At 35.1% G+C, this 12,413-nt stretch carries 10 protein-coding genes; 1 reads left to right on the forward strand and 9 read right to left on the reverse strand.

All coding sequences use genetic code 11. The features are described from left to right. Nucleotides 1-87 precede the first annotated feature (87 nt). From BCL90_RS11380 to BCL90_RS11405, 6 genes are all read right to left on the reverse strand, one after another. Nucleotides 88-1,611: a hypothetical protein gene (locus tag BCL90_RS11380; protein WP_121284088.1), complete on the reverse strand. Its 1,524-nt coding sequence runs from the start codon at nucleotides 1,609-1,611 to the stop codon at nucleotides 88-90. Continuing rightward, the gene (locus BCL90_RS11385; RefSeq protein ID WP_121284089.1) at nucleotides 1,598-2,707 is read right to left on the reverse strand and encodes a hypothetical protein; all 1,110 of its coding nucleotides are present in this window, start codon (nucleotides 2,705-2,707) and stop codon (nucleotides 1,598-1,600) included. The genes BCL90_RS11380 and BCL90_RS11385 overlap by 14 nt, the downstream gene beginning before the upstream one ends. A 142-nt stretch (nucleotides 2,708-2,849) precedes the next feature. Next, nucleotides 2,850-4,091 (reverse strand): HNH endonuclease, encoded by a 1,242-nt coding sequence (locus BCL90_RS11390; RefSeq protein ID WP_121284090.1) that lies wholly within the window; start codon nucleotides 4,089-4,091, stop codon nucleotides 2,850-2,852. A gap of 14 nt (nucleotides 4,092-4,105) precedes the next feature. Then, the gene (locus tag BCL90_RS11395; RefSeq protein ID WP_121284091.1) at nucleotides 4,106-5,236 is read right to left on the reverse strand and encodes a DUF3800 domain-containing protein; all 1,131 of its coding nucleotides are present in this window, start codon (nucleotides 5,234-5,236) and stop codon (nucleotides 4,106-4,108) included. Between the two features lie 520 nt (nucleotides 5,237-5,756). Continuing rightward, on the reverse strand, nucleotides 5,757-6,116 hold the full coding sequence (locus BCL90_RS11400) for a hypothetical protein (RefSeq protein ID WP_121284092.1): 360 nt from the start codon (nucleotides 6,114-6,116) through the stop codon (nucleotides 5,757-5,759). Between the two features lie 122 nt (nucleotides 6,117-6,238). Continuing rightward, on the reverse strand, nucleotides 6,239-6,685 hold the full coding sequence (locus BCL90_RS11405) for a hypothetical protein (protein WP_134380414.1): 447 nt from the start codon (nucleotides 6,683-6,685) through the stop codon (nucleotides 6,239-6,241). Between the two features lie 148 nt (nucleotides 6,686-6,833). Here BCL90_RS11405 and ligD point away from each other — a divergent pair, with 148 nt between their 5' ends. After that, nucleotides 6,834-7,787, forward strand: a complete 954-nt coding sequence (gene ligD / locus BCL90_RS11410) for a non-homologous end-joining DNA ligase (RefSeq protein ID WP_121284094.1) — start codon at nucleotides 6,834-6,836, stop codon at nucleotides 7,785-7,787. A 103-nt stretch (nucleotides 7,788-7,890) separates the two neighbouring features. On the opposite strand, the gene BCL90_RS11415 is transcribed toward ligD, so the two are convergent. The 3 genes from BCL90_RS11415 to dinB are packed head-to-tail and all read right to left on the reverse strand — an operon-like array spanning nucleotide 7,891 to nucleotide 12,244. Next, entirely contained in the window at nucleotides 7,891-8,079 is a 189-nt protein-coding gene (locus BCL90_RS11415) for a DUF3606 domain-containing protein (RefSeq protein ID WP_166792108.1), read from the reverse strand. Nucleotides 8,080-8,138: 59 nt separating this feature from the next. Continuing rightward, entirely contained in the window at nucleotides 8,139-11,081 is a 2,943-nt protein-coding gene (locus tag BCL90_RS11420) for a DNA polymerase III subunit alpha (RefSeq protein WP_121284096.1), read from the reverse strand. A gap of 5 nt (nucleotides 11,082-11,086) precedes the next feature. Then, complete coding sequence (gene dinB, locus BCL90_RS11425) at nucleotides 11,087-12,244, reverse strand: DNA polymerase IV (RefSeq protein WP_121284097.1); 1,158 nt, start codon at nucleotides 12,242-12,244, stop codon at nucleotides 11,087-11,089. Between the last annotated feature and the right edge of the window lie 169 nt (nucleotides 12,245-12,413).

Consider the following 12,413-nt stretch of genomic DNA (forward strand, 5'->3'; position numbering starts at 1 on the left):
TTTATTAAGTTACATATAAACTGAATTGGCTTTATTAGGTCAATTTCGTATGTGAAACAACTGACTCTACTATTATTGTCAAACATATTAGAGGTTGTTATTCGTATAAATTGAAATTACTTTGTCAATAGAATCTTTTTTGTCAAAATTTTCTCGATACATGTTAAGTAAAATAAACAATTCTTCTGGTTCATAACTGATGATGGTAAAACCATATTGTTCATTTTCCAATTGAATTGAGCTATTACTGAGTTCCAATTTTATGGGTGAATAAATGACAATCTTCATATTGTAAAGATTGACGAGCTCATTTATTTTCTTGTTGATATTATCAATATCAGAATTCTCATTGAAAATAAGGTGATGGATTACATTATTATTAACATCGATAAAAGCTTGATTTTTCCTTCTATCTAAAATACTACCACCAAGCATTCTAGAACTATCTTCCAAAAAATACTCAAAAGGATCAAAAAACTTTTGATGGAGCGATTTAAGAATTCCATCATTTTCTAATTCTCTTTTCGTTTGTCCAAATAGCGAGGTTAAATTATTGCTCTCGAGAGCATCAGCGAGATTTAAGATAACATCATTTTCAAAAAGCAACTGAACTATATGTCTAATTAAATCGCGGTTGCCTGGATGTCTTTTTTTAGCAACTTGGACAACAATATTATCAAGTTCAGTCTGTTTATTAGTTGTAAATAATTCATCCAGATAACCTGACAGTGTTTTAATATCATCATTTTTACTAATTGCCAAAAGTTCAATAATATCGGGACTAATCCGAGTATAGAAGGCCGGATTTGCAACTTCTAATTGGGCTGTTCCGCTAGCATCGGTAAAACAAGTGATAAGATAGTGTCCATTAATTTTATTAAACAGGTCTATAAGTTCTCGGTATGATGTTAAGAAGAGATTGAATCTTGACTTTGATTTTTCCAATATTTTCTCAACTTCATCAAGTCCAAAAACGATAAATTTATTCGATGCTGATAGTATGTTAAGAAAAAGGACAAGGATTTCTCTACGATTAAAATTTTGCAATTGTTGAAGACCGAAGGCAGTAAAATGTCCTTTAGTATAAAGCCTCCCAGTGCCTAAAAAAATCAATTTCTTTATGTCCTCATCAACTACGTCATCTGAAAAAAGCTTTTCAGTAAATTCTTTTATTGCACCAAAAGTATCTTGTGAATTATGGATTAAAGTATTCCAATCTGTTCCCGCAACCTTTAATGATTTTACTGCTTCAATTAATGTTTCAGTATGATGGTCTTGTATCAACTTCAACAAGTATAGAATAATATCTGGTTGTTCAATATCAACCCTCGAATAAATTACTTCAATATTATATGCATGCGTCTGAAAAAATAGCTTTAAATATTTTAAAAGATTTGTTTTTCCATTTCCGTAATGCCCAATAATTAGATTGGATTGCATTCTCGTTCCATCAATAGCATTTAACTTCACGCCCATGCCCGCTTTCGCATCGTCTTGATTAACTACAAAATACGGCAATTCAGGTACTTTACCTTCCTTAAGGTCACGTTTTAAGTTTGCTAACGTTTCTGGTATTGGCCTAAGTTTATCCCAAATGTTATTTATATTCATGCGTTTCTTTAATTTTTATTTTTAGAACAGGAATACCACGGACAAAAAACCGTTTTCGCCTATCTATTGAATTTACAATGTTAGTAAAGAAAATATTCTTTTTACCTTTTTCAGATTCATAATAGCGATTTATCAATTCTTCGAATTTTTCTGAAGATATTCTAAAGTCTTCTTTGACATCATATAGATTCACAAAACCCAAATCGCTTTGTCCATTATTTGCCAGAAAAGTATATCTATTTTCTATCTTTTTTTTATTTTTAAGATAGGTTTTATAAGAATTAAAGTGATCGCTTTCAAATGATTGAAACCTTGATCGCAGCTCAGTAAACCAATCTACTGTAGTCTTATTATTCAATATCAAGCCCATATATTTTGGTCGTATCATCATACGTTTATCCAATACGTCAAGACTGTCAATCCAAAAACTCCTCACTGTGTTAAAATTGCCTAAACTAGAGTTTTTAAAATTGAAATCTCGGATTTGATAATATTTATCTAGAAAATAATACTGCAGGTTAGCTTCATCCTTTACTTTATGAATGTGGTTTAACCTTTTAAAAAGACACAACGAAACAAACAATAAAAAATCTTTTGCAAGAATTCTTTCATAGAAGAATTCTTTTTCCTTTGTTGAAAATGTGAATAGACCTGCTTTAATAGACAACAATTCCGAACCGTCGCTAGTAAGTTGGTTACGACCGTCTATTAGACCGAGTTTATCCTTGGCCATATTGACGAAATAGGAAGCAGCTTTATAGGTAGAGTAAATTTGCATTTCTAATCCTTCTGTTCTTTCTTTTTGTACTATCTCCTGAATTTTATCGTATTGATTTTGTTTATTAAAAATCGACAAATAAGCACTGACTTCAAAAGTTGCTTGGCTACTGGGCAAACCTACTATATTAGTTTGTCCAGTTTTTTTGTATTCATTTCTTAGCAACCTTAGCATGAATAAATAAAAATCAATATTGAGAACTGAACTTTTTATATTGCTTTTTCTACTTTTAATATATAAACATACCCACCTAGCTGTTTTTAGATTTTGATTAAATGGTCGATGAAGACTCGGTATAAAAGGTGGAATATCCTGCATTAAGGTTTGAATGGAAATTGAATAAATTAATCTCTAAATATAGCCTAATTGAAATTATTTAAAAAGCCTTTACACATGTTTAAGCAAAATCCTAGACGATCTACAACTCAGTTGCTCATAAATAAGTCTAAATAAGATTCGACTAAAGCTTATTTATTCTGTATCTGCTTGCGAATACCTTGATCACTCGATACAATTTATTTTGGGGAAGAAGTTTGATATAAAGTTCTTCATCAAGATCATACTCACTGGTCATTTCATTAATTGTATCTCCAAGACTTCTACTTGAAAGTGATTCAAGTTTATCTAAAAGACTTCGATAAACAATTTGTCCACTGCTATTATAAAATGCAATGTGCCCATCGTCATGGTAATGACTAAGTATATTTTCGTTGCTAAATAGCTCAAACTCCATTCGACTCTGATCATCTGAAAAATAATATTCAAATCCAAAGGACATTTCCGTGAAAGTAAATTCGATTAATTCTCTCGTGTTAAAAATTTTAAAGCTGTGGTCATCCAAATCATTTTTCCCAACCAAAAGATCATTTTTTAAATATTTAGTGCTATTACTTAACCTAATTCCAATAGAAAGGATGTTAAATAAATTTATAATGCAGATCAATCCATGTTTAGTGGATAATAATATGAGATAGTGGTTTTTTTTCTCAAAACTTATGAGATTTTGGAATGGTGCAAGTATTTCCTTGTCGAAACCAGAACCAAAGAAAAGTACCTTTTTAACAAGATCTTGAAAATCGCCCTTATAAAGTATCTTAGATATAGTTCTTGCAAGTTCATCATTAAAATATTCGGGAATGTTGTCAACAGCAAATTCATAAGCCATCTTAAGCATACCAACTTTGAAGTCCTGGGTATCTATATTTAATGTGATTGAGATATACGGATCAATTTCTCTCTCTATTTTTGTTGAGGTCAGCCTTTGTTTATCTATACCATTTCGAAGAATAATTTTATCAATTATTTCATCGAGATGTCCTTCATCTTTCTTATCAACTTGAATGATAAAGGAATCAACAATAGGTTCTTTTTTGAAATTGGGAACAATAGGTAATAGCCTTGGCGACAGATTGCCTTTACCGTCAATTTCTAGCACTACTTTTCTATCTGGATTATCCACCAGATGATGTGTACCACTAAATGGATTTGGTATACTCCCAGACTTCCCCTTAATATTAAACAAGAATCTTTGGAACTCGATAAACTTATGGTTTATTAACTTATTATCAATGGCACTCCCCATCCTAGAGTTGCAATCTGTACATACTGTATTAATATGATAATATCCCTGGATAGAGTCTGGGATAACATGCTCATCATTAAAATCGGCCTTCTTTTTTCTACAAATTATACATGTCTGCATCTTTTAAAAGATCATTATGATATTTTCTTGCCTCGTAGATCACAAAGAAGGTTATGCTTAAGCAATTCTTCATCGGAATCAGTTGAATGAATAAAACCAATATTTCTCTTTAGTGATTTAACATATAAGTCTAGGTATAAGTCCAAATTAATTAGTTGTTGCGAATTAAGGGATTCAACGATTTCGACAATCTGTTCTTTGCTATTTGTATTTATAAATTTAGATAATTTGCCAATCAAACCAACTATAATATCAGAGCACTGAGTATATATATCATCTTTTGAATCTGAGAATGTATAATTAGAAATTACCTTACCGCTTACAATGATTTTCAAATTCTCCATTTCTTTTTTGATATCGTCTTCATTATCAAAATGGTGCGAAGAATTGCCAAAAGAGTAAACAGGTCTCCAATAAAATTGGTCAAGCCCACCTATTAAGAGGTGATCTGTTTCATCCTGAACAAAAATTAGGCTTTCATCTAAAGATTTCTTTAAAAGTATTTTTAGTACAGAAAGGCCATATTTATCTTCAGCGGAAGGTTTATAATCCTCAATAATTTTAGCAAGTTCTTTAATGAATTCGTTTAAATTTTCACGACTAATATTTGGATAATCAAGTATAAAAAACAAGTCAGTTATTGGCTTTATATTCTCTTTGCAGACTTTATAAAGTATATTTTTCAAATATCTATCAAAACCAAATCCATGATGTTCATACTGATCCGTGTTATTTAACATAGAATCTACAATATCTACTATTGAAAAGTATAGAAGATTTAATGACGAATAATGAAGGTAAAGTGGAGAATTTACAATATATGTGAGGAATGAAGCAAGTTTGCTAGACTTTAAACAGTCTAAAAAATCCCCAGTAGCTAAATGTTTGAATTTTACTTCATTTACATTATCTTGAAGTTTTATGCCGTCAAATACATCGCTAATATCAGGTTTAACACCACTAAAACAAAGGCCGCCTAAAATAAAATTTGAGGTGAAAGCTACATTAAAACCTCCTCCTTTTAGGTGAAGCTTTTTTATATTGTTAGTTTCATCATAATAAAATGTGTAATTGCCATCAAAGTCAACATCAGGATTCATCAATTTTGTTCCTTCGTGAACATCAGTTACATCGAGAGTCTTCATACAGATTTAATTTGGTTTCCTGCTAAGGTCGGCAATTTAAACGGAATAAAATTTAGACTAAACCTTTTTAATATAATTATAGATCATACATCTTGGAGCAACACCGTTAGGCATCTTCCATTCAATTCCAGTTTTCTCTGTCAAAAGAGATAACTGTTTTGCAATAGTCTCATGAATATAAGAATCAAGCCATTCGAGCAATGCTTCCATATTGGGTACCCCCAAACCAAACTAAAATTCCCAAATTTGGGATGACATTTATATATTCTTGCTTAATTTTTGGTTCCGTTCCTACGCTAAACAATTTGCCGTAAGACATAACAATACTCGTTGTAAGAGCATCCATTTTCATAATGTCTATGTATACGAGGCGTCTTCGCAAAATTGCCCTAACGCCAATACCAAAAGCGAATGCACGCTACGGAAAAGATGTTTAACAACATCTTTTCCAACCTATCTATATCTGGTTGATGTTTGTTAATTAACTCCTGTATTTCTTGTTTTGTTCTACTCACTATGTTTAAGCTGATATCATCTCTACCTTATCGAAGATAATTTCAATTTGGTCAGCAAGTTTCGTATCATCATCGGTTTCTTTATCATCGAGCATTCTCATTGCATGATAAAGTCCATGACGCATGTCTATTATTTCTTTACCGTCAAGTTCCAACAGATCCGTTTGGGATTCGTTTTTTTTAAGAATAGCTTCGAGGCTGGCAGCAAGTAGTCTATCTGAGCCACCACCTGTATATTTTTTAAGCTCGGTAATTACCATCTTAACGGTTTGTTGTATTGCCAACGCATCAGTTCCTTTAAGTTCTATCTTTAAGCTTTTTAAGTTGTCCAAATCCAATAAAGCTAGGGGCAATTTTTTTTCCATATTCAAATATCGTAAAGACTAAATGATATTTTTACTGTTTCCCGTAATTGGTAAATTATTTTAATAATAAGCTAACCTACTAAATAATTAATGTGCCTAAACGCATCGGTGAAATTTAAATATCAGTCAGAAATTTTAGTGTAGACGTTCTTAGAGCCATCCGGCAAGGTTTGTGTGATGGTCTTTTTATCAGTATTAACATTAAATATTTTGATTTTACCTGTTACCGGCTCCGTAATTCTAAGTGTAGTATCACTGGCTTGAAAAGTTGCTACTTGCACTGGATCGGAACCATAATTATTCCAGACCCCCGCTTTTTTGTTTTTGTTTGGCCTTTCAGGATCATCTTTTTTTGCAGCAGACCATGTAGCTATTATCTGAACGTCAAATTTTTCATCGTCATTGGCTTTCACTTCCATAGTGTCCTTATAAAGGTCATATTCATTCTCCCCTGTAGAAGCATATTTTCCGGCAATATCATCTTTTACACCTCCTGATGTGGAACATGCATAAACAAAAGGGATTAAGCACGATAAAAATAAAATGTTGATGCTTTTAATATTTTTCATAGAAATTGATTTAAACGGTGACATACTTTACAACTCCTAATTTAATAAAAAAAACAAAAAGTCATTTGATTAGTAGCTTATTACCATCTAATTAAGCGGTAAAACTTGTTTGCAGCAAATCTGTTATTGTTTGAAATATCCCTTAACTATGTCAAAGAATAAGCTTGAAGTACCAACTATGCCAGAACATATTTCACCGATGCTATGCACATTAGTGAAATCTCCGCCAATAAGTTCAGACTACATTTTTGAAATAAAATGGGATGGCTATAGAATAATTTCTAAAGTTGAATTGCAGCAAATTCGCATGAACTCCAGAAGTGGATTAGACTATACCAAACGTTATCCGGTTATTGCAGAAGAGCTTAATTCATTGGGGCATGACGTAATTATAGACGGGGAGGTAGTTGTTTTTACCGAAGAAGGTAAGCCTGATTTTGATGCTTTGCAGCTCTACAATGGTCATCAAACTTCCATTCAATATTGCGTATTTGATCTGCTCTGGTTAGATGGGCACAACCTGATGGAACTCCCACTATTGAAAAGAAAAGAATTATTGAAAGCCCTTGTTGCTGATAATAAGATACTAAAGTTTAGTGAAAGCTATGATGACGGTGAAAAGCTTTATCAGAACATTCTTAAAATGGATTTAGAAGGGATAGTTGCGAAATCAAAGGAAAGTCCTTATTTGGCTGGCTACAGGGGAGATTACTGGTTAAAAGTACCGACCCGTAAAAGACAGGAGTTTGTAATTGGTGGCTGGTCAGATTCGGAAAAAACAAGGTCTTTCAAATCGTTACTTTTTGGCGCTTATGAAAATGGAAAATTTACTTGGATCGGGAGGTCTGGTGGTGGATACAAGCATAGTGAAATGCCCGCAATCCTTGAAAAACTTCAGGCACTTGAAACAGATCAGTCTCCGTTTGTTAATAAAGTATTGGACACAAAGGGGGCTAAAACTCATTGGGTCAAACCCCAGCTTGTTGCAAACTTTGAGTTTGCGACCTGGACAAAATCAGGGCGTATCAGAAAACCTGCTACATTTCTAGGTTTTAGATATGATAAAAAGGCAAAGGATGTTGTTCGGGAAGTGCCAAAATAACCATAATAAAAAAAGCGGTAACCGTCAATCCAACTGTTACCGCTTATCTAAATTAACGCTCTCCAATATAATACGCCTGAATTGGCGAATTATTATGTTTCGCTTACTTTTTACTTTTAGATTTTTCTTTGATGTACTTTTCAATATCACTTCTTTCATTGGAGCCAGTTGCCCGCTTCGCTCCGACAATAGCCTGACTACTGACACCTAGTTTCTCTGCCAAATATTTTACCTCATAAGGCTGTGAAGAATTGACAGATTTCCTTTCAACTTTTGTTCCTCTTGTTGCCATAATAATGAATCTTGTTTTATTGTAAACAATGGGTAAGAGCATTGGTTTTGTCAAAATACTCAATCCATTACAGGATTTTTGGCGATTTCAAGTTTAGCAAACTTGCTGACTTCAATACTTGGAAAACCAAAATCATCCACAACTTTTCCTAATATCAAATAACAGCCTGCCCCCCTGAATGGATAGCTTGGTGTATTATTCGGGAAATGTGTGGTATCAAAGAAATTTCCGTCTTGATCTAAAAATGTTCCAAACCACATCTTTTTATTGTTTTTAGTGTGGACGGTCTTCTCACAAACATATTGTCCGACCATTTTAACCACCTTTCCTAAATATTTGGTCAGGTGTTTTGCTGTTACATCACCACGATACTTGGTAATCAGAAGATCAAACATAGATAAACTCAAAGGAAAGTCTAAAAGCTCGAGTTCGTGATATGCGTTCTCCAAACTTGTATTTAAAAGATCGGGCAAAGTATAATTCTTGGCCTCTATTATAAATAGTTCTGCGTTGTTATTAGGCTTACTTTTACCAGATAATAGCGTATGTACATCCCATAATAATGCCTTTTTGCTCTTTCCCGTGAATCGCAACGCACCTACACGGATAAGGATAACCGCCTGCTCTAGGCCGATTGTGGTGCGCTTTAAAAAATCCTCCAGATCGATGAACTCGCCATTTACTTTACGTTCCTGCGGAATGAGTTCGATGTATTTACTTTCTAGTCCATTAACTCCAATAAAACCCAGATAGGCATCGGTTCCTGAAATAGAAACAGCAGAACTGCTATGGTTCACGCATGGCAATTGAACTGTGGCACCTGCTTTACGTAATTCATGTACATACAACGAACGCCCATAAAAACCGCCGTAATTGTTCAGCACCGCTACCATAAACTCGATTGGGTAATAGGTTTTTAAATAAAGGCTTTGGTAACTTTCAACGGCAAAACTGGCCGAATGTGCCTTGGAAAAACTATAGCCCGCAAAACTTGACACCTGCCTCCATACTTCCTTTGTAACCTCTTCCGGCCTGCCTAATGCGGCAGCACCTAAGTGAAATTTTTCTACTAAGCGATCAAATTCAGCCCGTGACCGATATTTACCACTCATGCCACGTCTTAAAATATCGGCATCCGTTCCATCCATCCCCCCATAATGTATGCAGATCTTGATAACGTCCTCCTGATAGACCATAACACCATAGGTTTCTTTAAGCTGTTCTTCCATCACCGGATGCAAATATTTTACTGAATCAGGCTTGTGATAATTCTGTATATATGTCTTCATCATGCCTGACTGTGCGACGCCTGGCCGGATGATCGAACTTGCTGCAACGAGTGTTAAATAGTTATCGCATTTTAGTTTCGTTAATAATTGGCGCATTGCAGGAGATTCAATATAAAAGCAACCAATCGTATCCCCTGACTTTAACTGATCGTTCAGCTTTTGGTCCTTCATAAAACTTTTAACCTGATGTATGTCCAAACGTTGCTTTTGGTTTTCTTCAATCAACTTAACAGCTTCCTTGATGTGTCCAATACCTCTCTGGGAAAGAATATCATATTTATCATACCCAATCTTTTCCGCTTCATACATATCCCACTGTACCGTTGCCATGCCTTTAGGTGGAAGGTCAAGGGCAGTGTAATAAGTGATTGGTTCCTCTGATACCAATACGCCGCCTGCATGTATGCTTCTCTGGTTGGGCATATCCGACATGATACTGTAGATCGCCATGATCTTTTTGAAAGTCGCATTATCCCTGTTCAGTGCGGATTTCGTCTGGTCTGTAAAACCGTCGATCTCTGATTTTGGCAATCCCATAACCTTTCCGATCTCCCTAATAATTGACCTATCTTTAAATGTAGACATAGTGCCTAATAAGGCTGTGTGCTGTCTGCCATATCTTTTGAAAATGTAATCCTGTACATCCTCCCGCTGATCCCACGAGTAATCAATATCAAAATCCGGCGGGCTGGTTCGCTGGGCATTGAGGAACCTTTCAAAGTATAAATCCAGTTCTATCGGGTCTACATCCGTAATGCGCAGACAATAGGCAACGGTACTATTTGCACCAGACCCACGTCCGACATGGTAATAGCCTTGACCCATAGAATAGCGGATAATATCCCATGTAATGAGAAAATAGGCGCAAAAGTCCAAATCATAGATTACCTTAAGTTCGTCTTTGACTTTCTTAAGGGCTTTTTTGTTGTATTTCCCATACCTATAAACCATGCCCTCCATAGCCAGTTTAGTCAGCAATTCCTTGTCATCCTGCTTGTTTCCTGTAAAGGTTTTTCGGTTTAACTTCACTTTACCTTCAGGATAATCCATTTCACATAAATTCATCAGGTTACGGGTATTGTCAAGTATGAAGCTGTATTTTGAAAATTTCTCCTCTAATTCGCCTGGCTTTAAGAATTGATCTGTATCCCTGCATTTGTCTGCTGGATCAACAGTCGTTAGAAGGGCATTAAGGTCAATGCTCCTTAAATATTCATGTAAACGATATTCGATACGTTCTGAAAAAACAACTGGTTGTAGTGCTACCAATTTAGATTTTATTTCTTTAAGGTCAATCCCGAAAAGTGTGTGCAGCTGGTCATACCTGATACCCAGAAAATGCCCTCTCTTTAAATCGCCCTTAAAAATGTAAGGATAGATAAAATAAGCATCAACGAGTTCAGGGGCTTCATCCGGCAGGTCTTTTTTCTCCAGATTATGATAGGTAAGAAATTCGTTTAGTTGACGCATTCCTTCCTTGCTTCTGGCAATCCCGATATAAAGCAATTTGTTTTCCTTGCGAAATTCTATGCCCCCAATTGGTTTAACCCCTTTTTTTCTGCAAACCCTGATAAATTCCATCACGCCTGTGGAATTGTTTATGTCCGTTAACACCATTTGATTAATACCGCGAGCCATCGCTTCATCAACTAGTTTTTCAATTGACATGGTGCCATAGCGGAGGCTGTAATGCGAATGAACGTTCAGGTACATAATCTTTAAATGTCTATATCCAGAATTGATGCCCTTGTTACAGCAGTTTGGCCAAATCGTTTGCGAATTTTATCCATCGCCTGCACTAAGGCGTACTGTTCATTGGATTCACTGTATAGGTCAATCTGCTCAAATCCTGACACAAGGTTAGAAAACCGAACCCCGATCAACCGTAATAACATTCGTTTTTGGTAAACCTGACGGAACAGTTCTTTGGCCTTTTCAATCAGCACACTATCTAAGGAAGTATAAGGAATTGTAGCTTGCTTGGTTACATCTTCAAAATTAGAATATCGTATCGTGATCGTTATACAGGCTGTTAACTTCTGTTTCTGGCGCAACTGAAAAGCAATATCCATCACCATTGAAGTGAGCAGGTTATTGATCAGAGCAACATCTATTGAATCGGATTTAAAGGTACATTGGGTGCCAATGGATTTTTGTTCAGTAAATGGGATTACAGGCGAATTGTCAATTCCTTTTGCCTTATTCAATAATGACAATCCATTTTTTCCAAGCAATGTCATCATTTGGTTAGGATGCACCTGAGCAAGCGTGTAAATCTTTTTGATACCCATATCACTTAGTTTGACAAAGGTTTTTTCTCCAAGCCCTGGTATCTTACGGATAGACAATGGATTTAGGAAAGGTTGAACTTCATCCTGCTTTACATTCTTTTCTCCTGCTGGTTTGCAGTCATTGGTAGCCATTTTAGCCACTGTCTTATTAACGGACAGACCAAACGAGATAGGCAGACTTAATTCCTTTATAATTGTTTCTCTTAGTTCATGGGCATATTGCATACACCCGTAGAACCGATCCATTCCCGTCATATCGATGTAATGCTCATCTATACTTGCCTTTTCAAACAGGGGTACTTTTTCGCGAATAATGTCAGTAATTTCAAGCGAAGCTTTAGAATAGGCATCCATATTTCCCCTGATAAAAATGGCGTGAGGACATAGCTGTTTTGCCATCTTTGAAGGCATGGCGGAATGCACCCCGAATTTACGTGCTTCGTAACTACATGATGCTACAACGCCCCGTTCAGAAGTGCCGCCAATTATTACTGCCTTTCCCGCTAATGATGGATCTTTTCTGACCTCAACAGACACGAAGAAAGCATCCTGATCCATGTGGATGATGTGCTTATCGTTGTGCATGATTTGAAATTTAACAACACAAATCTATGCTAATATTTTTAGTAATTCCTAGCGTTTGAATAATTTATTGGTAATTAACTCAAACCATAAAGGAATACTGATAAATATCTATTAGTGATTCTTTATTATGGTTTTACAATATTTGAGGCATATTATTCACATTCAAAAT

It is taken from the genome of Pedobacter alluvionis (assembly GCF_003664035.1).
GTDB classification, from domain to species: Bacteria; Bacteroidota; Bacteroidia; order Sphingobacteriales; family Sphingobacteriaceae; genus Pedobacter; species Pedobacter alluvionis.

Bases quoted from the DNA above. Each gene is read 5' to 3' on its own strand.
- BCL90_RS11390 (WP_121284090.1), bottom strand. From the start codon at position 4,091: ATGCAGACATGTATAATTTGTAGAAAAAAGAAGGCCGATTTTAATGAT.
- BCL90_RS11400 (WP_121284092.1), bottom strand. From the start codon at position 6,116: ATGGAAAAAAAATTGCCCCTAGCTTTATTGGATTTGGACAACTTAAAA.
- BCL90_RS11415 (WP_166792108.1), bottom strand. From the start codon at position 8,079: ATGGCAACAAGAGGAACAAAAGTTGAAAGGAAATCTGTCAATTCTTCA.
- BCL90_RS11420 (WP_121284096.1), bottom strand. From the start codon at position 11,081: ATGTACCTGAACGTTCATTCGCATTACAGCCTCCGCTATGGCACCATG.
- BCL90_RS11395 (WP_121284091.1), bottom strand. From the start codon at position 5,236: ATGAAGACTCTCGATGTAACTGATGTTCACGAAGGAACAAAATTGATG.
- dinB (WP_121284097.1), bottom strand. From the start codon at position 12,244: ATGCACAACGATAAGCACATCATCCACATGGATCAGGATGCTTTCTTC.
- ligD (WP_121284094.1), top strand. From the start codon at position 6,834: ATGTCAAAGAATAAGCTTGAAGTACCAACTATGCCAGAACATATTTCA.
- BCL90_RS11380 (WP_121284088.1), bottom strand. From the start codon at position 1,611: ATGAATATAAATAACATTTGGGATAAACTTAGGCCAATACCAGAAACG.
- BCL90_RS11385 (WP_121284089.1), bottom strand. From the start codon at position 2,707: ATGCAGGATATTCCACCTTTTATACCGAGTCTTCATCGACCATTTAAT.
- BCL90_RS11405 (WP_134380414.1), bottom strand. From the start codon at position 6,685: ATGAAAAATATTAAAAGCATCAACATTTTATTTTTATCGTGCTTAATC.